Origin of the sequence: Allomuricauda sp. TY007 (genome assembly GCF_010468565.1) — a bacterium.
GTDB lineage: Bacteria > Bacteroidota > Bacteroidia > Flavobacteriales > Flavobacteriaceae > Flagellimonas.
This window is the reverse complement of the sequence record NZ_WUEG01000001.1, coordinates 357,984-379,746: the sequence shown is the minus strand read 5'-3', so window position 1 is coordinate 379,746 and position 21,763 is coordinate 357,984. Positions and strand designations below refer to the sequence as shown.

The following is a 21,763-nucleotide window of genomic DNA, read 5'->3' as shown; positions in this document are numbered from 1 at the left end:
TTTTTTTAGTGGAGAATACCGGATTCGAACCGGTGGCCTCTTGCCTGCCAGGCAAGCGCTCTAGCCAACTGAGCTAATCCCCCAAAGAGAGCGCAAAATAACCACTTTTTTTCGAAAGTATCAAAAATTGCGCCGCTTCCTTAATCTTTTTTAACGCTGAGAACCAATAATGGTATTTTTACAAAGAACTCCGACTTAGGTATGGTGTTCTTTTCCCATAGTTTTTTAAAGAATCCGCGCTTTCTTCTAAACACACATAACATGTCGGGGTGCTCCTTCTGGAAATACTCCGTTACCCCCAAATAGGTGGTTCCATTTTCAGTAATGGTCAATTGGCTGCTCAAGTCCATCAAAGCTGTGTTCACTTTAAGGTCATCCTCGGTATACCCCGGTCTTTTCACCAACAACAGGCTTACTTCAGACCTAAATTTGTTCTTGATCATGATCAATGGGGTCAGGATACTGCTGCGTTTTAAAATCCCGGACCCAAAAGCAGTCAATATCTTTTTCGCTGGCTTAAATACCGTTCCTTTAGGAACAATCAACGTAGGTATTTCAGTTTGTTTAATGATTCTTCCCGAGGTATTACCCAAATAAAGTTCCTCTTGAATATCATTACTTTTTGGAGCAATAATGATCAAATCAATCCCCAACTCTTTGTTGATGCTTTTTAAACCATCAATAATATCCCCATTATAAGTGGCCATTTTTACCTCTACACCTTTGGTGTCCACCTGGTCTATCACTTCTTTTAAATGTTCCTTGCTGCTCTTGGCAACCTTTTCTTCCACATTCGCCAAGCTGCCAACAGCTGTGGTTACGTTAAATACGTCCATTACGTAGACCTTTGCGCCAAATTCAGCGGCAAAATCAACGCCATATTGCAAGGTTTGATGTGAATCTGGAGAAGTTCCAATGGGTACAAGTATGTTGTTCATGGTTTGGTGATTACGATTAAACCTTAAATTTACAATTAAATTGAAACGAATCAATGATAAGACGCGCAAAGATATCCGAAATCCCCGATATCTTGACCATAACCCGGGCCTGTGCCCAAAAAATGCAGGAGAACGGTATTTTTCAATGGAACGAGCACTATCCCTCCAAAGAAGCATTCATCAAAGACATTGAACGCGATGAACTTTTCGTAATAGAAGAAAACAACATCGTACAAGGCACTATCGTCATATCAACCCTTATGGATGATGAGTACAGACCCATCCAATGGTTGACCCCAAACGGAAACAGCACCTATATCCACCGCCTTTCCGTTCATCCAGACCTTCAAGGGAAGGGACTGGCCCGACAAATGATGGATTTTGTCGAAAACTATTCTAGGGAAAACAACTTTATCTCGGTACGGCTGGACACCTTTTCACAGAACAAAAGAAACCAACGTTTTTACGAGCAAAGAGGCTATCAAAAATTGGACGATATCTACTTTCCCAAACAAAGCGACCATCCTTTTCATTGTTATGAATTAGTGCTGTAACTTGCCGCCGATTTGAGCACACAGGTAAACTTTAAGAGCATCAACCAATTGGCGATTCCCGCAACAATCTCGGGTATTGCCGAACCCTTGCTGTCCATTACGGATACAGCTATTGTGGGCAATATTCCAGTGGACGGATTGGAATCCTTGGCGGCAGCCGGGATTGTTGGCTCTTTTTTGTCAATGCTCATTTGGGTGCTCGGCCAGACCCGTAGTGCCATTTCTGCCATCATATCTCAGTATTTGGGTGCCAGCAGGTTGTCCGAGGTGAAAAATCTGCCTGCTCAAGCCATATTTCTGAACATCTGTTTGAGCCTTGTGGTCCTGCTCACCACCATTTTTGTAATCGAAGAGATTTTTGCACTCTTTAATGCTTCGGGCAAAATATTGGACTATTGTGTTTCCTATTATTCCATTCGGGTTTGGGGATTCCCGCTTACGCTGTTCACTTTTGCCATTTTCGGTATTTTCCGTGGGCTCCAGAACACTTTCTACCCTATGGTCATTGCCATGTTGGGTGCCGGGCTCAACATCCTGTTGGATTTTGTTCTGGTGTATGGCATCGATGGATTCATTCCTGCATTGTATTTGGAAGGTGCCGCATGGGCCAGTTTAATTGCCCAGGCCATTATGGCTCTGTTGGCTTTTATTCTATTGATTAAAAAAACGGATATCAGCCTAAAATTGACCTTCCCCTTAAATAAGGAAATAAAGCGGTTGATATTTATGAGCCTCAACCTTTTTGTAAGGACCTTGGCCCTGAATGTCGCTTTAATGCTGGCCGTTCGCGAAGCCACCACATTGGGCGACCGCTTCATCGGAGCTCATACCATTGCGGTCAACCTTTGGTTGTTTGCCGCATTTTTTATTGATGGCTATGCCGCTGCCGGCAACAGTATGGGAGGAAAACTTTTGGGCGCCGCCGATTACGATGGTTTGTGGAAATTGGCCAAAACCATTTTTAAATATGGTATGGTGGTGAGTCTCGCGCTCATGTGCTTCGGATTTATTTTCTACCGTCCCATTGGGCTTCTTTTTTCCAAGGAAGAAATCGTTCTCAATACCTTCTACAGCATTTTTTATATTGTTATTCTTGGACTCCCAATGAATACCCTGGCCTTTATTTTTGATGGGATTTTTAAAGGGATGGGAGAAATGAAATATTTGAGAAACGTACTCTTGGCCGCTACCTTTTTAGGGTTTATACCATGCCTCTATTTAGGATTATATACTGGTCTCGGCATACATGCCATCTGGATTGCCTTTGTGGTCTGGATGATGATTCGCGGCTTCTCCTTGGTCTGGAAATTTAGGAGAAAGTTCCGACCCTTGGTGCAAAACCCTTAATTTAGTGCTCAAAGACATCTGATAATCAATTTTAATGACAACAGATAGAACCAACGGAAGTTTATACACCCATATAGAAAACAGAATTGCTACAGTCGAATTTGGCCATCCCGCAAGCAACTCCTTTGTGTCCGAACTATTGGCCAGATTAACTACTGAGTTCGAAAAACTTGGCACAAATGAAGAGGTATCCATCATCGTCTTAAAATCCGAAGGGGAAAGAGCCTTTTGTGCAGGAGCTTCTTTTGATGAACTTGTGGCCGTTTCTAATTTAGAAGAAGGCAAACAGTTTTTCAGTGGGTTTGCCAACGTCATCAATGCCATGCGCAAATGTCCCAAACCGATTATTGGTCGGGTACAAGGAAAGACCGTCGGTGGCGGTGTAGGTTTGGCCTCCGCTTGCGATTATGTACACGCAACAGTGGAAGCTGCCATCAAACTATCCGAGATTTCTATAGGAATTGGTCCATTTGTAATTGCTCCCGTAGTGGAACGAAAAATGGGAAAAGCTGCCCTTGCAGAGCTCACTTTATATCCCACGGAGTGGAAAAATGCCTATTGGGCCAAGGAACAAGGTCTTTACGCCAAGGTATACGAATCCATTTCAGAAATGGATAAGGAGCTGGACATTCATCTGCAAAAACTGGCAACCTATAATCCCGAAGCTTTGGCCGAAATGAAAAAAGTATTGTGGGAAGGAACGGAGCATTGGGACGACCTATTGTTGGAACGTGCCGAAGCCTCAGGAAGATTGGCACTCTCCCCCAACACAAAAAAAGCATTGGAAAGGTTTAAAAAATAAAAGTAGTTATGAATGATTTGATTTTCCCCATATTGGCCCTTTTCGTGATTGTGGTGTATGTGGTCAATAGAATACGAAGCAACCGACGTTACAAAAAATAATATATAAAATATATATTTTATATATTTGCTAGTTTAGAATTTGAGAGACCAAGTTTTATGGAACATGTCAAAAAACTGATTGAAGTCGATAAGTCATTGGTAGTAAAGCTCAAAGTGCTTTCCGCTTTTGAAAACTTGAGCGTTAAGGCCTTGATGGAAAAGGCTGTGGTTGAATATGTGAAAAACAAAGAACTGGAACGTTTCGAAAAGCTATCAGAAGAAGAGAAGGAAGACCTTGGGCTTCTACTTCTGATGCAGCAAACAGACAAAGAAGACTTTGTCAGTGAGGAAGATGTCTTTAAAATTCTTGATGAATGAAAATCAAATATCATAAATCACTTGAAAAAGATTTAAGAAAGATTAATGATAAAAAGATAAAGCAGAAATTGAAGCTTACCATTCTCGAAATGAAAAAGGCCAAGGTTTTGGACGAACTTAAGCCCGTCAAGAAGTTAGCAGGACACCCGAATGCTTTCAGAATAAGAGTCGGCACATACCGACTTGGTTTTTATTACGAAAACAATACCTTAATATTGTCTCGTTTTGTAAAACGAAATGACATATATAAACTTTTTCCTTAGACCAATTGGACAATATTTCACTTCCTAAAGGCAAAAAAGTCTATTTCGCGAGCGATAACCACCTCGGGGCTCCCGCCCGAAAGGACAGTCTGCCCCGCGAGAAAAAATTTGTGGCCTGGCTCGATTCCATTAAAGACGATGCCGCGGCCATTTTTTTAATGGGCGACCTTTTCGACTTTTGGTTCGAATACAAAACAGTAGTACCCAAAGGCTTTACCCGTACCTTGGGAAAATTGGCCGAACTTACCGACATGGGCATTTCCATTAACTATTTTGTGGGCAATCACGACCTCTGGATGGATGGTTATTTTGAAGAAGAGCTCAACATACCGGTCTATCACAAACCTCAGCAATTCCTCATCAACGATACTTCGTTTTTTATTGGACACGGTGACGGATTGGGCCCACATGACAAAGGCTTCAAGCGGATGAAAAAGGTGTTTACCAATCCCGTGGCCAAATGGTTTTTTAAGTGGCTGCATCCTGATTTGGGCGTGAGGCTGGGTCAACATCTATCCGTGAACAATAAGATAATTTCTGGCGAAGCAGATGCCAAATTCTTAGGAGAGGATAAGGAATGGCTTATTTTATACGCCAAACGCAAGCTGGAGGAGCAGCATTACGACCATTTTATTTTTGGTCACCGCCATCTACCCATGGAAATCAAGCTCAACGAAAAATCCACTTACACCAATCTCGGGGACTGGATTTCCTATTTTACCTACGCTGTTTTTGATGGTGAAAAGTTGACCTTGGAGAAATTGGAAGACTAATCTTCCTTTTCGTGCTCGTCAATATCTTTTTGAAGGTCCAATCGCCTGAAGCTCGGTGAAACAATGGCGGTTGTACCGGCAGTAAGCAGGGTCATACATCCACCGAACACTACTGCGGTAACCGTTCCCAATAATTTAGCGGCCAATCCACTTTCAAAAGCACCCAACTCGTTGGACGACCCCACAAACATAGAGTTTACTGAAGCTACCCTGCCGCGCATATTGTCTGGCGTCTTTAATTGTAAGATAGTCTGACGTATAATCATGGAAACCCCATCTACTGCACCACTTAGGAACAAAGCAATTACCGATAACCAAAATAACTCGGACAGTCCAAACACAATAATACAGACTCCAAAGGCGAAAACTGCCATCAACAATTTTTTACCCGCATTTTTATGCAGGGGAAATCTCGTAGATCCCAACATAGTAATAGAAGCTCCAACTGCTGGTGCCGCCCGTAAAATCCCGAAACCTTCGGAACCCACATGCAAAATGTCCTGAGCATAAACGGGCAAAAGCGCTACAGCGCCACCAAATAGTACCGCAATCATATCCAAAGTAAGCGCTCCAAAAATGGCCTTGTTTCCAAAAACAAATTTGAGTCCATCCCGCAAACTTTGAAATACGGGCTCGCCAATTTTTGGGTTCATAATGGGTTTTCTGGGGATCTGGAAGAGGAAAATCAATGCAAACAAAGAGAAACCGAAAATAACGCACATACTCCAATGCACCCCAATCCAGCTAATGGAAAATCCTGCCAACGCAGGGCCCAAAACCGATGCCAATTGCCATGTGGAACTGCTCCAGGTAGCAGCATTCGGATATATTTTTTTAGGAACGATCAAAGCAATCAATGAGAAAATGGTCGGACCCAAAAAGGAGCGCACAAATCCACCCAAAAACACCAAGGCATAAATGGAATACAGTATAGTGTTGGGTTCCCATGAATCTTCAAGTCCGGGCCAGCTCAACAAGAACAGTCCAAGACTGATTACGGAGAACCCGGCAATGCAGATAATCAAAAGGTTTCGTTTTTCCCGTTGATCTACAATATGTCCTGCAAAAAGGGCCATGCTCACCGCTGGAATCACTTCCATCAATCCGATGATACCGAGGGAAAGTGGGTCTTTGGTCAAGGAATACACCTGCCATTCAATCACAATAAATTGCATGGACCATGCAAATACCATGGCAAAACGTACAATCAAAAATATATTGAATTCCTTATAGCGTAGTGCTGCGTAGGGGTCCATAAATTACTAGCGAATATCTCTTAGTTTAAGTTGAAGGCTCACCGTTCCATTCCATTCATTTTCATCTAACGAAAATACGGCATCAAAAGATTGTACGCCCTTAACTTTGTCTATTTTATTGCCTAAATTAAATCCAATTCCACCAATGGGTTCGGAACCGGACCGATATACACTGCATTTTAAATGTTTCCCCCCTTCACCTACACCGCGGGCATACCCTGTGTCCTTTAATCCTTCTGCCATAAAAATCGGAGTCATGTTTCCAGGCCCAAAAGGGGCAAATTGTTTTAAGATGCGCATCAGTTTTGAGGTAATCTGGTCCATTTGGATTTTTGCATCCACAGAAATTTCGGGCTTTAACAATATTGGGTCGATGGTTTCCGAAACCACTTTTTCGAACTGATTCTTGAAGGTTTCGTACTGTTCTTCCAACAAGGTAAGGCCCGCTGCGTACATATGCCCGCCAAACTGCTCCAAACAATCGGAACAGCCCTCAAGGGCATTGTAGATGTCAAACCCTTTTACCGATCGTGCGGAAGCTGCCAATTTATCCCCACTTTTGGTAAACACCAAAGTGGGCCTATAGTAGGTCTCCGTTAATCGTGAGGCCACAATACCGATTACTCCTTTGTGCCAGTTTTGATTATAGACCACAGAAGTGAATTTGTCTTCTTCTTGGTTTTCTTGGATTTGCACCAAGGCTTCTTGTGTGATTTCCTGATCCAAGCTTCTTCGTTCGGTATTGAACAATTCAATTTCTGAAGCAAACTGTTGTGCTTGGGCAAAGTCGGTTTCCGTAAGCAGATTTACAGCATGTTGGCCGTGTTTCATCCGTCCGGCCGCATTGATTCTTGGCGCAATGATGAACACTACATCCGTGATGGTAAGCTCCCGTTTTTTGGTCTGATTAATTAATGCCTTGATTCCTGTTCTTGGGTTTTTGTTGATGACGAGCAATCCATAATAAGCCAGTACCCGATTTTCTCCTGTAATCGGCACAATATCCGCTGCGATTGCTGTGGCCACCAAATCCAAATACAGCATTAAATCATCTATGGTTTTTCCTTGCTTGGCACTCAAGGCTTGAATCAATTTAAATCCAACTCCACATCCACAAAGCTCTTTGTACGGATAGGCACAATCTTCCTGTTTGGGGTCCAAGACCGCGACGGCATCAGGCAGTTCTAGACCTGGCCGGTGGTGATCGCAAACAATCACATCAATCCCTTTTTTCTTGGCGTATGCTATCTGGTCAATGGCCTTGATGCCGCAATCTAGTGCAATCATCAAACCAATGTCGTTGTCCGCTGCAAAATCAATCCCTTGAAAAGAAATGCCATATCCTTCCGCGTAGCGATCTGGAATATAGGTCGCCACATTGGGGTAGGTTTCCATCAAAAAAGAACTCATCAAGGCTACGGAAGTGGTGCCGTCCACATCGTAGTCTCCGTAAACCAAAATGTTTTCTTGGTTGGCTATGGCTTGCTCAATCCGGTCAACTGCTTTGTGCATGTCCTTCATCAAAAAAGGGTCATGCAGATGGCTCAATTCCGGACGGAAGAACGCCTTTGCCTCATCATAATTCGTAATTCCGCGCTGAATCAATAATTGGGCAATCAAGTCATCAACGCCCAATGCTTCGGAAAGTTGGTCAATGGATTCTTGTTCGGGTTTTGGCTTTACGGTCCAGCGCATGGTTTTATAAGTTCAAATTCGGGTTTCAAACTCAAGTTCGGGTTTCAAACTCAAGTTCAGGTTCAGGTTCAATTTTAAGTACGGGCACCAAGTTTCAAGTGCTTATCGTTTTTTGTTTTTGATTATTGTGGCCATGATTTTAATCAATTGCTCATCTTCATCCAGTAAACTTTTACGTATTTCTTCATCGCCATAGTCTATTTTATTCAAAATTTTGAGGTTCACTCTTGATTCTTTCAGTTCCCTTAACGATATGGTCGCTCTGTGGATATAATCTTTGTCCGAACAGGTTCCTTGAGTCTCACCAAAATTCAAAGCTGCACTACCCGCTGAACGAAGCAGTTGGTTGCCATAATACTGGCCAGTAAAATCGTTGGGTAGGTCTTTACAGAAGAAAGCAATATTAGCTGCCAACTCAACAAATCTTTCCTCTAAATCAAATTTTTTGTGGGTCATAAATCATGTTGATTTGATTTTGAGGTTGACCTAATTGTTAAATATAATCGATTTACTCGAATTTAAACTTGGTGTCCGTACTTAAAATTGAACTTGCACTTGAGTATTGTACTTGAGCTTATATTTGAATTTTACTTATGATGAAAAATGGTCTTAATGTCCAGCTTAGCAAATTTTCTGAACATTTCCATAACACCACAATATTTTTCCACGGAAAGATCTACGGCTTTTTGGAGTTTGTCCTCATTGAGGTTGGAACCCGTAAAGTGATATTCAACAACAACGGAATCGTAATGTTTTGGATGTTCGTCAGTCAAATTCGCAATGGTCTCTATTTTGAAATCATCTACTTCCAGCTTCATTTTTTTGATAAGTGATGCCACATCAAGACCGGAACAACCGGCCAAACTGGATAACATTAGGGCTTTGGGGCGCAATCCTGCGGCAGAGCCGCCACTTTCTTCTCCGGCGTCGATTCGTACAGTATGTCCGGATGGGTTGTTGCTCTCAAAAGCCATTTCACCCAACCATTTGGTAGTTATGTGATTTGTCATGAAGTTTAATTTTTGTTTCTTGTGGAGTTCAAAAATACAATTTATAACTCAACCATGGCCTTAGTATCCCCCCTTGCTCCTGATCACGACCCAGAAACCAAACAACTGGCAGAGTTCTTTAACGAAACCCTTGGGTTTTGTCCCAATTCTGTTTTGACCATGCAGCACAGGCCAGCAATTTCCAAAGCGTTTATTAACCTTAACAAAGCGGTGATGGCCAATGAGGGCAGGGTGACTTCCGCGCTAAAACGAATGATCGCTTGGGTTAGCAGTAATGCAACAGGGTGTAGGTATTGCCAGGCCCATGCTATTCGAGCGGCGGAACGATATGGTGCCAAACAAGAACAACTGGACAATATTTGGGAGTACAGAACACATGAAGCCTTTTCTGATGCAGAAAGGGCTGCATTGGATTTTGCCCTGGCCGCTTCGCAAGTACCGAACACCGTTAGCGCTGATATTAAAAAACAGTTGCACAAACATTGGGATGATGGTGAAATAATTGAAATGATGGGGGTTATCTCTCTTTTTGGATTTCTTAACCGCTGGAACGACTCCATGGGCACAACCATTGAAAATGGCGCCGTGGAAAGTGCGGAAAAATATTTAGGCGAAGTGGGTTGGCAAAAAGGAAAGCACGATGGATCTAAATATTAGACTAAGCTCAAGAAATAAGGCTACTTGAAACTCTTTTCCTTAAATCCGGTAGTACATCTTTATCGAACCAAGGATTTTTACTCAACCAAAATCGGTTTCTGGGCGATGGGTGGGGCAACACAAAACAATCGGGCAAATATTCTTGATAGTTGTTCACCGTTTCCGTCAAGTTTCTTTTCATGGTATTGCCCAAATAATATTTTTGGGCGTATTGGCCTATCAAAATAGTAAGTTTTAGGTCTGGCATTTGATTCACCAAAGCTTTATGCCACAGCGGAGCACATTCTGGTCTCGGGGGCAAATCCCCAGATTTTCCCTTTCCTGGATAGCAAAAACCCATGGGGACTAAAGCAAAAAGTTGTTCATCATAAAATTGCTCATCCGTGACATTCAACCATTTTCTGAGTTGCTTTCCACTGGGATCGTCCCACGGAACACCGGTTTGGTGCACCTTGGTTCCAGGTGCCTGACCAATAATGGCAATCTTGGATTTGGGGTGGGCGGCAACTATGGGTCTGGGCCCCAAGGGCAAATGCTCCTCGCAATGGGAACAGTTCCGTATTTTGGAAAGTAATTCATCCATTTTTATATAATGGGTCGTAAAGTTTTGTTGAAGTTAACAACTATTTTTTGCCTCCAACCACAATAACAAACTCCCCCTTGGGTGGTTGATCGGTAAAATGCTCCAGCACTTCACTTGCGGTTCCCCGGATGGTCTCCTCATACAACTTTGTCAATTCACGAGATACAGAAATGGGTCTTTCTGCTCCAAAGTATTCCACAAATTGGGTCAGGGTTTTAAGTAGTTTGTGGGGAGATTCATAAAAAACCATGGTTCGGGTTTCTTCGGCGAGTTCCAAAAGCCGGGTCTGGCGACCTTTTTTTATTGGGAGAAACCCTTCAAAAACAAATCGATCGTTGGGCAGTCCGCTATTTACCAAAGCGGGCACAAAAGCGGTGGCTCCCGGTAAGCATTCTACCTCAATATCATTCTCAACACAAGCGCGGGTCAATAAAAACCCGGGGTCGGAAATGGCGGGGGTACCCGCGTCAGAGATTAGGGCGTAGGTAGTACCCTCTTTCATTTTTTGCACCAAGCCATCAATCTGTTTATGTTCGTTGTGCATGTGGTGGCTTTGCAGAGGGGTGTTGATCTCAAAATGCTTGAGCAATTTGCCGCTAGTTCGGGTATCTTCCGCCAAAACCACATCCACTTCCTTGAGCACCTTAATGGCGCGAAGTGTCATGTCCTCCAAATTTCCTATTGGTGTTGGAACCAAGTATAGCTTTCCCATACACCAAAGTTACGGTCTTCTTCCTATTAAAATAAAATTGAAAATCGGATTTATGCGAATCTTCTCTCGATAAGTGCCAAGAATCGGGCTTCGTATTCTTCTTTGCCCTCCCAATTATTATACTCGGGTTTTACCATATTGTTGATAAACGCGATGGAACGTTCCTCCGAATCTATTGTTGTGAGTTGAGAGAGAACACGGGTATAGTCTTCCATGTCGTTATTGAACAGATGTTTTACAAATGCCAATTTATCATTGAGCCCTACCTGAAAATCTTTGCCAAGTCGATCATTTAAGGATTGGGGCTTGATAGATTTATAAGATGTACTGGCATTCTCATTGGGTGTCACCTCATCTTTGTCGTTTTTCATAAGGTCGGGCTTCGCCACGAACTCGGCAAACACCTGTTCCAAATCGGCATTGGATGGCATTTCGGAAACCATGTCTTTAATGGTCTCCATGCCCGGGGTCATAATATCTTCTTGGTGCGGATTACTCTCGGGCACCGATGTGTTCCCGCTCAATACCGCATTGGCCATTTTCTCAAATCTTGAGGCTATCACGTTTTGGGAAACATCTACCTGAACATCGCTCAATTTTTCATCTATAAATTTCAACACGGCCAACTTTTCATAAATCTCTTTCGACTTTTCGTAAAGTGCCGCAAGATCGGTATCCTCCCTTGCTGTGATTATTTCAGTGGACAACTTAATCAACTCTTCCCTCAATTTCCGTATCATAGCTTTTCTTCTTTACTATAAAAATATAATGATTTTGCAAAAACCCTATCAACAAAAGGTTAAAATCTTATTGAAAACAGGGGGGCAATTTTTTAGTAGCTTTGTGGTCGTCCCAATATAACGGGAAAACAAACAATTTCTTTCAAAAATACGGTATGTTTCTCGAAAACACAGTAAACCCTAAAGAACAGTTTGGATGGATTGAGGTTATCTGCGGTTCCATGTTTTCGGGAAAGACCGAAGAATTGATCCGACGACTGAAACGGGCTCAATTCGCCAAACAAAAAGTGGAAATATTCAAGCCCATTGTGGATACCCGCTACCATGAAGATATGGTCGTATCCCACGATTCCAACGAAATCAGGTCCACCCCCGTTCCCGCCGCGGCCAATATTCGGCTCTTGGCGGACGATTGCGATGTAATAGGCATTGACGAGGCCCAGTTTTTTGACGATGAAATCGTGACCGTATGCAACGACTTGGCCAACAGGGGCGTTCGTGTAGTGGTCGCCGGATTGGATATGGACTTTAAGGGTAACCCCTTTGGACCCATGCCCGCATTAATGGCAACGGCAGAATATGTGACCAAGGTACATGCCGTATGTACCCGAACCGGGAATTTGGCGAACTACAGTTTTAGAAAATCCCTTAACGATAACTTGGTGCTTTTGGGTGAAACCGAAGAGTACGAACCTTTGAGCAGGGCTGCATTTTACAAGGCCATGCTGCGCGAAAAAATAAAGGAAATGGATGTGGAATCGGAAGAAGTGGACACCAAAAAAGACAAAAACCAATGAGTAAGGTCGGAGAAACTACCTTGGTTTTGGATCTTTCGGCCTTGGAACACAACTACAACTATTTGCGATCCAAAATAAAACCAGAAACCAAATTTTTGGGGGTAGTAAAAGCTTTTGCCTACGGAAGCGATATGATTGCCATTGCCAAAAAACTGGAGCAATTGGGTGTCGATTATTTGGCCGTTGCTTATGTAAGTGAAGGCGTTTTATTGCGCAAGGCAGGAATTAAAACACCTATTTTGGTATTGCACCCTTTGGCATCCAATTTTGATGATTTAATAGTGCATCGTTTGGAGCCCAGCATTTATTCCAAGAATATTTTGAATCAATTTCTTGAAGCCACTAAAGCAACGAATCAACATGATTACCCGATTCATATTAAGTTCAATACAGGATTGAACCGTTTGGGTTTTTCTGAGGCTGATGTTGATTTTATTGCCAAGGAAACCAAGCGCAACCGATGCATCAAAATAGTTTCGACTTTTTCGCATTTGGCCGCTTCGGAAGATGCCAATGAATGTGATTTCAGTTTACTTCAAATCAATTCGTTCAAAAATTTAAGTGGTGCGCTCAGCAAAAAGCTAGACTATGCACCAATGAGGCATATGTTGAACACTTCGGGCATCATCAATTATCCCGAAGCACAGTTTGAAATGGTACGTAGCGGGATCGGCCTGTACGGTTATGGCAATCACGCCAAAGTGGATGCACAATTAAAACCTGTGGCCACACTCAAAACCATCATCTCACAAATCCATCAAATTGATGCCCAAGAATCCGTAGGGTACAACCGGGCCTATAAATCCAATCGACCCATAAAAAGTGCCACACTCCCCATAGGCCATGCAGATGGCATTGGGAGACAATATGGAAAAGGTAAAGGTTTTGTTGTGATTAATGGTGAAAAAGCACCCATCATTGGAAACGTTTGTATGGACATGATCATGGTAGATGTAACAAAAATAGACTGCCAAGAAGGGGATGAGGTTATTGTATTCGGTCCAAACAATTCTGCGGAAAGCTTTGCTTCGTCGGCAAACACCATATCCTACGAGATTCTCACCGCCATATCCCAACGGGTAAAAAGAGTTCTTATCGGGGCTTAATATTATCTTTTTTGCTTAATTTGTTTACGATTAACCAATACTCAACTATAAAATGGGATTTTTAAAAGAGTTTAAAGAATTTGCCATGAAGGGGAACCTGGTGGATATCGCCGTAGGTTTCGTCATGGGTGCCGCTTTCAAAGAAGTGGTTTCTTCATTTACCGGGGGAATTGTTTCACCATTGATTGGCCTGTTGTTCAAATCGGATTTCAACGATTTGAAATATGTGATCACGGAAGGAACTCCGAATGATGCAGGTGAAATCGTTGGGGAAATAGCCGTGCTTTACGGTGCATTCCTTACCAATGTCATCGACTTCATCATCGTCGCATTTGTTATGTTCCTTGTAGTCAAGGCCGTAAACAGAATGAAGAAAAAAGAGGAGCCTGCTCCAGAAGCTCCAAAGGGTCCGACCCAAGAGGAGCTGTTGGCAGAAATCCGCGATTTGTTGAAGAAATAAAAATCGTTGATGCTGAATAGAGTTCGGCAGTCCGCTACATCACAATAACCATTAAAAACCATCAATGTGTTTTCGCTAACATGTTGATGGTTGTTTTATTTATAACATTTTGTTGTTTTTTGATTATTCATAAAGAAAAAGCTTGTTTAAACCGCTGACTAAAGTACCTTTGCGACAAGAAATAATTTTACGATGAAAGTAGCAGTAGTTGGAGCCACCGGAATGGTAGGCGAAGTTATGTTGAAAGTCTTGGAAGAACGCAACTTCCCTATTTCAGAATTGTTGTTGGTTGCCTCGGAGCGTTCCGTGGGCAAAAAACTCACCTATAAAAACGAGGAGCATACCGTAATCGGTTTGGCAGATGCCGTTGCCGCCCAACCCGATATTGCCATTTTCTCCGCAGGTGGCGACACCTCGTTGGAATGGGCGCCAAAATTTGCCGAAGTGGGAACCACAGTAATCGATAATTCATCCGCTTGGCGAATGGACCCGACCAAAAAATTGGTGGTGCCGGAAATCAATGCAAGTGAACTTACCGCAGAGGACAAAATTATAGCAAATCCTAACTGCTCCACCATTCAAATGGTATTGGCGTTAGACCCGCTCCACAAAAAATATCAGATGAAACGTGTGGTAGTTTCTACCTATCAATCCGTTTCGGGAACGGGGGTTAAGGCCGTGGAGCAAATGGAGAACGAAGCGGCTGGAATCGAAGGCGAAAAGGCATATCCCCATCCAATCAACCGCAATGCATTGCCCCATTGCGATGTGTTTTTGGAGAATGGCTACACTAAAGAAGAAATGAAATTGGCCAGGGAGCCTCAAAAAATATTGGACGACCGTACATTTTCGGTAACCGCAACCGCAGTGCGTATTCCTACTGCCGGTGGGCACTCGGAATCCGTGAATGTGGAGTTCCACAACGATTTTGATTTGGCAGAAGTAAGACAACTCCTAAGCGAAACCCCCGGAATCGTAGTGCAGGACAATCCTGAAACCAACACCTACCCCATGCCTGTTTTTGCCAATGGCAAGGATGATGTTTTTGTGGGCAGGATTCGTAGAGACGAAACCCAACCGAATACTTTGAACATGTGGATTGTGGCGGACAACCTAAGAAAAGGAGCTGCCACCAACGCTGTGCAGATTGCGGAGTATTTGGTGGAAAACAACTTGGTTTCGAATACTTCCGAAGCCGTTTCATAAAATTCGTTAAAGCATCGACTTCGGCCAATAGGTTTGTGTGTTTTGTGGTATTTTTATCCGAATCAATCCGATAAAACATGAAAAACATAAGTCTGTTGGCTGCTTTGGTTTTATTTGCAGCCTGCCAGGAAAACACTAAAAAAAGAGAACCCATTACTGTGAACTACCCTACAACCAAAAAGGTTGACACCGTTGATAATTATTTTGGAACAGATGTGCCCGACCCCTACCGCTGGTTGGAGGACGACCGAAGCGAGGAGACCGAAGCTTGGGTAAAAGAGCAAAATTCAGTCACCTTCGGGTACTTGGAAAAAATCCCGTTCCGCGAAGATTTAAAAAACCGACTGGAAAAACTCTGGAACTACGAAAAAGTAGGCTCCCCATTTAAAGAAGGAGACTACACCTATTACTACAAAAACAACGGGCTGCAAAACCAATATGTCGTTTACCGAAAAAAAGATGATGGCGAAGAAGAGGTCTTTTTGGACCCCAATACTTTTTCCGAAGATGGTACCACGTCCTTGATGGGCCTTAGTTTCACCAAAGATGGCTCCAAAGCCGCTTATCTTATCTCCGAGGGCGGAAGTGATTGGCGCAAGGGCATCGTCATCGATGCAAAATCCAAAGAAATTGTGGAGGACACCTTGGTCGATATCAAATTCAGTGGAATTTCTTGGAAGGGAAATGATGGTTTTTTCTACTCCAGTTACGACAAACCAGAGGGAAGCGAACTTTCTGCAAAAACGGACCAACATAAATTATATTACCACAAATTGGGCACGCCTCAATCCGAAGATAAAATCATTTTTGGCGGCACTCCAGAAGAAAAACACCGTTACGTAGGTGGTTCCGTTTCTGAAGATCAAAAATACTTGTTCATCTCGGCATCCATTTCTACATCTGGGAACAAATTGTTTATGATGGATCTTTCCCAAGAAAACCCTGAGTTGGTCACTATTCTAGATGATACCGATTCTGACACCTATGTAATCGACAACGAAGGGTCCAAACTTTATTTGGTAACCAACCGAGAGGCTCCCAACAAAAAAGTTGTGGTGGTCGATGCTGCAAACCCAACCCCCGATAATTGGGAAGACCTAATTCCAGAAACCGAAAATGTGTTGACCGCTGGAACAGGCGGAGGTTATTTCTTTACCGAATACATGGTGGATGCCATTTCCAAAGTGCTTCAATATGATTATGAGGGCAATTTGGTCCGCGAAGTAACGTTGCCCGGTGTAGGAAGCGCAGGGGGTTTTGGCGGCAAAAAAGAGGACAAGGAATTTTATTTTTCCTTCACCAATTACAACACCCCAGGTTCTTTGTACAAGTATAATGTGGAAACTGGCGAATACGAGCAATACTGGAAACCTCAAATTGATTTTGATCCAGACGATTATCAATCAGAACAAGTTTTCTACAACTCAAAAGACGGCACCAAAGTACCGATGATCATTACGTATAAAAAAGGAACCGAGCTTAACGGTAAAAACCCTACGATTCTTTATGGTTATGGCGGTTTCAATGTTAGTTTAACGCCGTCCTTTAGCATTGTAAATGCGGTTTGGATGGAGCAAGGCGGTGTATATGCCGTTCCTAACCTTAGGGGAGGTGGTGAATACGGTAAAAAATGGCACATAGCAGGCACCAAACTTCAAAAGCAGAATGTTTTTGATGACTTTATCGCCGCTGCCGAATACTTGATTGACAACAAATACACTTCAAAAGAATATTTGGCCATTCGTGGCGGTTCCAACGGTGGTTTGTTAGTGGGTGCCACCATGACCCAACGCCCCGATTTGATGCAAGTGGCATTGCCCGCCGTTGGCGTAATGGATATGCTGCGCTATCATACTTTTACCGCAGGAGCGGGATGGGCCTACGATTACGGAACTTCCGAAGACAGTGAAGAAATGTTCAACTACATTAAAGGATACTCCCCTGTGCACAATGTAAAGGAAGGCACGGAATATCCAGCAACCTTGGTTACCACAGGAGACCACGACGACCGTGTGGTTCCCGCGCATAGCTTTAAATTTGCCGCGGAATTACAAGAAAAACAGGCTGGGGGACAACCTACTTTAATACGTATCGAGACCAACGCAGGTCACGGAGCAGGTACGCCAGTTAGCAAAACCATAGAGCAATACGCGGATATCTTTGGGTTCACCTTTTATAACATGGGTTACGATGAGCTACCCAACCAAGCAGTCCTCAAAGAGTTTAAAGATTAAATTTGTTTAGGGCTACGACTTTAGTAGCCCTTACCTTCTATGCTAAAAGTCCATATAGCTTCTTTCGGTTATCAAGACCAGAATATTTTAAAGGACATTTCTTTTGAAGTGGCCCCAAGGGAACATATTGCCTTGATGGGCGAAAGTGGTTCTGGAAAAAGCACCTTATTAAAAATTATCTACGGATTGCTTCATGTAGAGGAAGGTTCGGTTTTTTGGGGTGATATCGAAGCATTAGGGCCCAACTTTAATCTGGTTCCCGGTGAACCGTACATGAAATATCTGGCTCAGGATTTTGATTTGATGCCTTTCATTTCCGTTGAGGAGAACATAGGTCAGTTCCTTTCCGTGTTCGAACGCGAAACACACGAGGAACGCATCAACGAACTGCTGGATTTGATTGAAATGAAACCTTATGCAAAGACCAAGGTAAAATACCTCAGCGGGGGACAGCAACAGCGGGTTGCGCTTGCTCGGGTTTTAGCCCAAGAACCGGAAATACTTTTATTGGATGAGCCTTTTGGCCATATTGATAACTTTAAACGCAATTCCCTCCGAAGAAATCTCTTTTTGTACCTCAAAAAACAGGGCATAACCGTACTCACCGCCAGCCACGACCCAAATGATGTGCTGCCCTTTGCGGAGCGTACCCTAATTTTGGACAAAGGCAATATTATTGCCAACCAGAACACCCAAGATCTATATAAAAACCCACCCAATTACTATACGGCCTCGTTGTTTGGGCAAGTAAACGAGGTTCCCATGAAACTTTTAAAATCATATTCTGAGATTGAAAGGTCGGTGCTGATATATCCCCACGAGTTCAAGTTTTCCGATGCCTCTGGGCTAAAAATTGAGGTTACAAACTCGTTTTTTAAAGGCAGTCATCACTTAAACGAGGGGGTTGCCGATGATGGCACTGTTATCTTTTTTAATTCCGATAAAAAACAGGGAAAAGGAGTTACTATTTTTCTTAATGTATCTTTGGAGACCATCAACAGAAGGCTTCAGGTTGGACAAAAAACAAATACATAGGGAGTTACAGTTTAAGGCCATGCGCAGCAGCGGTGCCGGAGGGCAACATGTAAACAAGGTTTCCTCCAAAGTGGAACTTACTTTCAATATACCTGCTTCCGAAGGACTTTCCGACACAGAAAAACAACGAATTCTACTAAAACTCCATTCTCGACTCACTAATGACGGCGCTTTGGTTCTTCAATGTGATGAAGCCCGAAGCCAGCACAGAAACAAAGACTTAGTGGTAAAGCGTTTTTTCGACCTTTTGAAAAAAGCGCTCACCATACCCAAAAAGCGAAAACCCAGCAAACGCACCAAATCGTCCATAGAAAAACGGTTGCGGTCCAAAAAGAAAACTGCAGAGAAGAAGGCCAAAAGAAAACCACCTGATTTGGGACAATATTAATCTGTCCATCTTATTGCAAATCCATCAAAAAACCTCATCCACAACAATTCTAATCGACTGAATTTAATATCCTCGCTACAAATGCTTAAATTTCAGTCAAATTATAACTAACTCAAAAAAATGATTTCTAAAACTACAAACCTCAAAACATTGCTGCTCTCCGCGGCAATGGCTTTGTCTTGTGCTGCTTTTTCCGTAGCACAAACAGTCCCCTCCCCCGAAGATGTATATGGATTTAGGGTAGGAGCCGATTACAAATTGGCCGATTATTCACAGATTGAAGATTACCTGTCCCAATTGGACGCCGCTTCCAATAGGGTGAAAAAAATCGAAATTGGAGAAACCGTTCTAGGTCGTAAAATGTACCTATTGTTCATCTCCACAGAAGAAAACTTAGCTCAGCTTGATAAGTGGAAAGACATCAGCACCAAACTTGCCCGTGTTCAAGTTGACGACGAAGAGGCCGTAAAGCTTTCGCAAGAAGGAAAAGCCATTGTTTGGGTAGATGGTGGAATGCACTCCACGGAGCTGGCCCACGGACAAATGACCTCCGAACTGGCTTACACCCTCGCAACATCCGAAACAGCAGAAATGCAAAAAATCAGGGAAAACGTGATTACCCTTCTCATGCCGGTAATGAACCCTGATGGTCTGGACATTGTTGTGGATTGGTACCGAAAAAACCAAGGCACTGCTTACGAGACTTCACGTCCCCCGATTTTGTACCATTATTATATGGGCCACGACAACAACAGGGACTGGTTTATGAACATTATGCCAGAAACCTACAATGTTACCAAAATATTGTACAACGAATGGTATCCGCAGATTGTGTACAATCACCACCAATCTTCCCCATCTTGGACCAAGATTTCACTCCCTCCATACGCTGATCCGGTTAACCCGAGAATTCATCCGGCAATCACAGCTGGTGTAAGCGAGGTAGGCTCCGCCATGACCAAGCGTTTTTCCCTTGAAAATATGCCCGGTGCCATTGCCGATAACTTTTATACCATGTTCTGGAACGGTGGAGGACGTACCGTGCCCTATTACCACAACATGATCGGTATTTTAACCGAAACAGGCCACACCACCCCAACCCCAAGATTCTATGACCCCGAAAAATTGCCCAAAACCGTTGCTGGGGGCACACCGACCGATGGAACCGATATTATGTACCCAGACCCATGGAAAGGGGGCGAATCCCATTTTAGGGATGCCGTAGATTATATGTTGACAGCAACTTGGGCCACATTGGACCTAGCCGCCGACCGAAAAAGCAACTACCTGCACAATATTTATAAGATGGGTAAATCTTCTGTTGAAAAAGGCAAAACCGAAGGTTTATTTGCCTATATCATCGGTAAAGAACAATGGGATTCTTTTGAGGCCGTAAACTTGGTCAACGTATTGCTCCAAGGTGGAATCGAAGTTGAAAAAGCGACCAGAAATTTTACGGTTAACGGTAAAGAATACGAAGAGGGATCTTATATAATCTATACGGCACAAGCCTTTAGACCTTACTTGATGGACCTCATGGAAAAACAAAATTATCCAACGCGTTTTCAATATCCAGGAGGACCTCCGGACACACCATATGATTTGGCCGGATGGACCTTGCCCATGCAAATGGGGATTGATGTGGACAAAATTTCCGAATCGTTCAAGGCACCAACCGAAAAAGTTACTGGTCTTGTCAAGTACTACGAAGGCGACGTAAACAGAAATGGTACATTTGGATATGCACTTAGCGTTAACACCAACGCCTCGGTAGTAGCCACAAACAAAGTGCTGAAAGCCGGTGGAACCGCATACAAAAGCATGACCGAGTTCAAAGCTGGCAAGGAAACATTCCCCGCAGGATCTTATATTGTTTCTGGAGAAAAAGAAATGATGGAATCCTTGGCCGACGAATACGGACTTGAGTTTACTGGATTGTCCGCCAAACCAGAGGTACAATTGAAAAAAATCCATCTGCCCAAAGTAGGTTTGTACAAGTCTTGGGTGGCCAATATGGATGAAGGATGGACTCGTTTTGTAATGGACGAATATGAGTTTGATATGGACACCCTGCACGATGCCGATATTAAAACCAAAGATCTTTCCCAGTATGATGCCATCATTATCCCGTCGCAAAGGCCAAGTTCCATTTTGCACGGACACAGTAATTTGAGCATGCCCGAAAAATTCACGGGCGGAATCGGCCTAAAAGGATCAGTGGCCCTTAGTGACTATGTGGAAGAAGGCGGAACGTTAATCGCTTTTGATGCTGCCAGCAATTTTGTGATCGAACAATTCGGATTGCCTTTGCGTGATGCCGTAGCAGGTGCCGATAGCAAAGATTTCTTTATCCCGGGATCTTTGATCAAAGCTGGTGTGGATACTTCGCATCCATTGGCTTTTGGCATGAAAGACACGGTTGCCGTTTCATTTAACAGAAGTAGGGCCTTCACCATTAACAAACAAAGCAAAAAAGGTGAAGGTGGTGTAGAAGATATAAAAGACGCACCCGCACCCGATGTCGAAGTAATCGCTACCTATGCCGCCAAAGATCTATTAATGAGTGGTTGGGCCATGGGAGAAGATAAATATATTGCCAAAAAGCCTGCGATGGTAAAAGCTAAATACGGAAAAGGATCGGCAATTTTGTTTGCGTTCCGTCCGCAATTTAGGGCGCAACCTCGCGGAACTTACAAGCTGATTTTTAATGCGATTTATGAAGGAGCTTCGGAGTAGCTCAAAATCTACGTGTATAAAAGAAAGCCGCATCAAGTTGATGCGGCTTTTT

At 43.2% G+C, this 21,763-nt stretch carries 23 protein-coding genes and 1 tRNA gene; 15 read left to right on the top strand and 9 right to left on the bottom strand.

Annotated features, from left to right (window positions below; translation table 11 throughout):
* Nucleotides 1-9 precede the first annotated feature (9 nt).
* Together GO009_RS01720 and GO009_RS01715 are read right to left on the bottom strand one after the other, a co-directional pair.
* Nucleotides 10-83: transfer RNA gene (locus tag GO009_RS01720), tRNA-Ala, on the bottom strand.
* A gap of 57 nt (nt 84-140) precedes the next feature.
* Nucleotides 141-938, bottom strand: coding sequence for a universal stress protein (locus GO009_RS01715; RefSeq protein ID WP_163624413.1), 798 nt, complete (start codon nt 936-938; stop codon nt 141-143).
* A 53-nt stretch (nt 939-991) separates the two neighbouring features.
* Here GO009_RS01715 and GO009_RS01710 point away from each other — a divergent pair, with 53 nt between their 5' ends.
* The 6 genes from GO009_RS01710 (at nt 992) to GO009_RS01685 (ending at nt 5,096) form a co-directional block, all read left to right on the top strand.
* Nucleotides 992-1,492, top strand: coding sequence for a GNAT family N-acetyltransferase (locus tag GO009_RS01710; protein ID WP_163624412.1), 501 nt, complete (start codon nt 992-994; stop codon nt 1,490-1,492).
* 12 nt (nt 1,493-1,504) lie between these two features.
* Nucleotides 1,505-2,839: an MATE family efflux transporter gene (locus GO009_RS01705; RefSeq protein ID WP_163624411.1), complete on the top strand. Its 1,335-nt coding sequence runs from the start codon at nt 1,505-1,507 to the stop codon at nt 2,837-2,839.
* A gap of 34 nt (nt 2,840-2,873) precedes the next feature.
* Nucleotides 2,874-3,641, top strand: coding sequence for an enoyl-CoA hydratase/isomerase family protein (locus GO009_RS01700; RefSeq protein WP_163624410.1), 768 nt, complete (start codon nt 2,874-2,876; stop codon nt 3,639-3,641).
* Nucleotides 3,642-3,799: 158 nt separating this feature from the next.
* Nucleotides 3,800-4,060, top strand: a complete 261-nt coding sequence (locus tag GO009_RS01695; protein WP_163624409.1) for a hypothetical protein — start codon at nt 3,800-3,802, stop codon at nt 4,058-4,060.
* Nucleotides 4,057-4,323, top strand: coding sequence for a type II toxin-antitoxin system RelE/ParE family toxin (locus tag GO009_RS01690; protein WP_163624408.1), 267 nt, complete (start codon nt 4,057-4,059; stop codon nt 4,321-4,323). The genes GO009_RS01695 and GO009_RS01690 overlap by 4 nt, the downstream gene beginning before the upstream one ends.
* A 5-nt stretch (nt 4,324-4,328) precedes the next feature.
* Complete coding sequence (locus GO009_RS01685; protein ID WP_163624407.1) at nt 4,329-5,096, top strand: UDP-2,3-diacylglucosamine diphosphatase; 768 nt, start codon at nt 4,329-4,331, stop codon at nt 5,094-5,096.
* Here the strand turns inward: GO009_RS01685 and GO009_RS01680 are convergent.
* From GO009_RS01680 to GO009_RS01665, 4 genes are all read right to left on the bottom strand, one after another.
* Nucleotides 5,093-6,352: an MFS transporter gene (locus GO009_RS01680; protein ID WP_163624406.1), complete on the bottom strand. Its 1,260-nt coding sequence runs from the start codon at nt 6,350-6,352 to the stop codon at nt 5,093-5,095. The genes GO009_RS01685 and GO009_RS01680 overlap by 4 nt on opposite strands.
* 6 nt (nt 6,353-6,358) lie before the next feature.
* Nucleotides 6,359-8,047 carry a single-stranded-DNA-specific exonuclease RecJ gene (recJ, locus tag GO009_RS01675; RefSeq protein WP_163624405.1) on the bottom strand — a complete coding sequence of 563 codons (1,689 nt, stop codon included), beginning with the start codon at nt 8,045-8,047 and terminating at the stop codon, nt 6,359-6,361.
* A gap of 102 nt (nt 8,048-8,149) precedes the next feature.
* Nucleotides 8,150-8,503 carry a four helix bundle protein gene (locus GO009_RS01670; protein ID WP_163624404.1) on the bottom strand — a complete coding sequence of 118 codons (354 nt, stop codon included), beginning with the start codon at nt 8,501-8,503 and terminating at the stop codon, nt 8,150-8,152.
* A gap of 131 nt (nt 8,504-8,634) precedes the next feature.
* Complete coding sequence (locus GO009_RS01665; protein WP_163624403.1) at nt 8,635-9,057, bottom strand: OsmC family protein; 423 nt, start codon at nt 9,055-9,057, stop codon at nt 8,635-8,637.
* Nucleotides 9,058-9,111: 54 nt separating this feature from the next.
* On the opposite strand from GO009_RS01665, the gene GO009_RS01660 reads away from it, so the two are divergent.
* A complete protein-coding gene (locus GO009_RS01660; protein ID WP_163624402.1) occupies nt 9,112-9,714 on the top strand; it encodes a carboxymuconolactone decarboxylase family protein in 603 nt (200 codons plus the stop codon).
* A gap of 7 nt (nt 9,715-9,721) precedes the next feature.
* Here the strand turns inward: GO009_RS01660 and GO009_RS01655 are convergent, their stop codons facing one another.
* Genes GO009_RS01655 through GO009_RS01645 form a run of 3 tightly spaced genes read right to left on the bottom strand, consistent with a single transcriptional unit; the run spans nt 9,722 to nt 11,749 of the window.
* The gene (locus GO009_RS01655; RefSeq protein WP_163624401.1) at nt 9,722-10,297 is read right to left on the bottom strand and encodes a uracil-DNA glycosylase family protein; all 576 of its coding nucleotides are present in this window, start codon (nt 10,295-10,297) and stop codon (nt 9,722-9,724) included.
* 40 nt (nt 10,298-10,337) lie between these two features.
* A complete protein-coding gene (gene rsmI / locus GO009_RS01650) occupies nt 10,338-11,009 on the bottom strand; it encodes a 16S rRNA (cytidine(1402)-2'-O)-methyltransferase (RefSeq protein ID WP_163624400.1) in 672 nt (223 codons plus the stop codon).
* 50 nt (nt 11,010-11,059) lie between these two features.
* Nucleotides 11,060-11,749: a hypothetical protein gene (locus GO009_RS01645; RefSeq protein WP_163624399.1), complete on the bottom strand. Its 690-nt coding sequence runs from the start codon at nt 11,747-11,749 to the stop codon at nt 11,060-11,062.
* Nucleotides 11,750-11,904: 155 nt separating this feature from the next.
* Between GO009_RS01645 and GO009_RS01640 the strand changes: the two genes are divergently transcribed.
* From GO009_RS01640 to GO009_RS01605, 8 genes are all read left to right on the top strand, one after another.
* On the top strand, nt 11,905-12,546 hold the full coding sequence (locus tag GO009_RS01640; RefSeq protein ID WP_163624398.1) for a thymidine kinase: 642 nt from the start codon (nt 11,905-11,907) through the stop codon (nt 12,544-12,546).
* The gene (gene alr / locus GO009_RS01635) at nt 12,543-13,652 is read left to right on the top strand and encodes an alanine racemase (protein ID WP_163624397.1); all 1,110 of its coding nucleotides are present in this window, start codon (nt 12,543-12,545) and stop codon (nt 13,650-13,652) included. Before GO009_RS01640 ends, alr begins: the two co-directional genes overlap by 4 nt.
* A 52-nt stretch (nt 13,653-13,704) precedes the next feature.
* Complete coding sequence (mscL, locus tag GO009_RS01630; RefSeq protein ID WP_163624396.1) at nt 13,705-14,112, top strand: large-conductance mechanosensitive channel protein MscL; 408 nt, start codon at nt 13,705-13,707, stop codon at nt 14,110-14,112.
* Nucleotides 14,113-14,304: 192 nt separating this feature from the next.
* Nucleotides 14,305-15,318: an aspartate-semialdehyde dehydrogenase gene (locus tag GO009_RS01625; RefSeq protein WP_163624395.1), complete on the top strand. Its 1,014-nt coding sequence runs from the start codon at nt 14,305-14,307 to the stop codon at nt 15,316-15,318.
* Between the two features lie 77 nt (nt 15,319-15,395).
* Nucleotides 15,396-17,552: a prolyl oligopeptidase family protein gene (locus GO009_RS01620; protein WP_163624394.1), complete on the top strand. Its 2,157-nt coding sequence runs from the start codon at nt 15,396-15,398 to the stop codon at nt 17,550-17,552.
* Nucleotides 17,553-17,591: 39 nt separating this feature from the next.
* The gene (locus tag GO009_RS01615; RefSeq protein ID WP_163624393.1) at nt 17,592-18,587 is read left to right on the top strand and encodes an ABC transporter ATP-binding protein; all 996 of its coding nucleotides are present in this window, start codon (nt 17,592-17,594) and stop codon (nt 18,585-18,587) included.
* A complete protein-coding gene (gene arfB / locus GO009_RS01610; RefSeq protein WP_163624392.1) occupies nt 18,565-18,975 on the top strand; it encodes an alternative ribosome rescue aminoacyl-tRNA hydrolase ArfB in 411 nt (136 codons plus the stop codon). Before GO009_RS01615 ends, arfB begins: the two co-directional genes overlap by 23 nt.
* A gap of 120 nt (nt 18,976-19,095) precedes the next feature.
* A complete protein-coding gene (locus tag GO009_RS01605; protein WP_163624391.1) occupies nt 19,096-21,711 on the top strand; it encodes a M14 family metallopeptidase in 2,616 nt (871 codons plus the stop codon).
* Nucleotides 21,712-21,763: the final 52 nt, after the last annotated feature.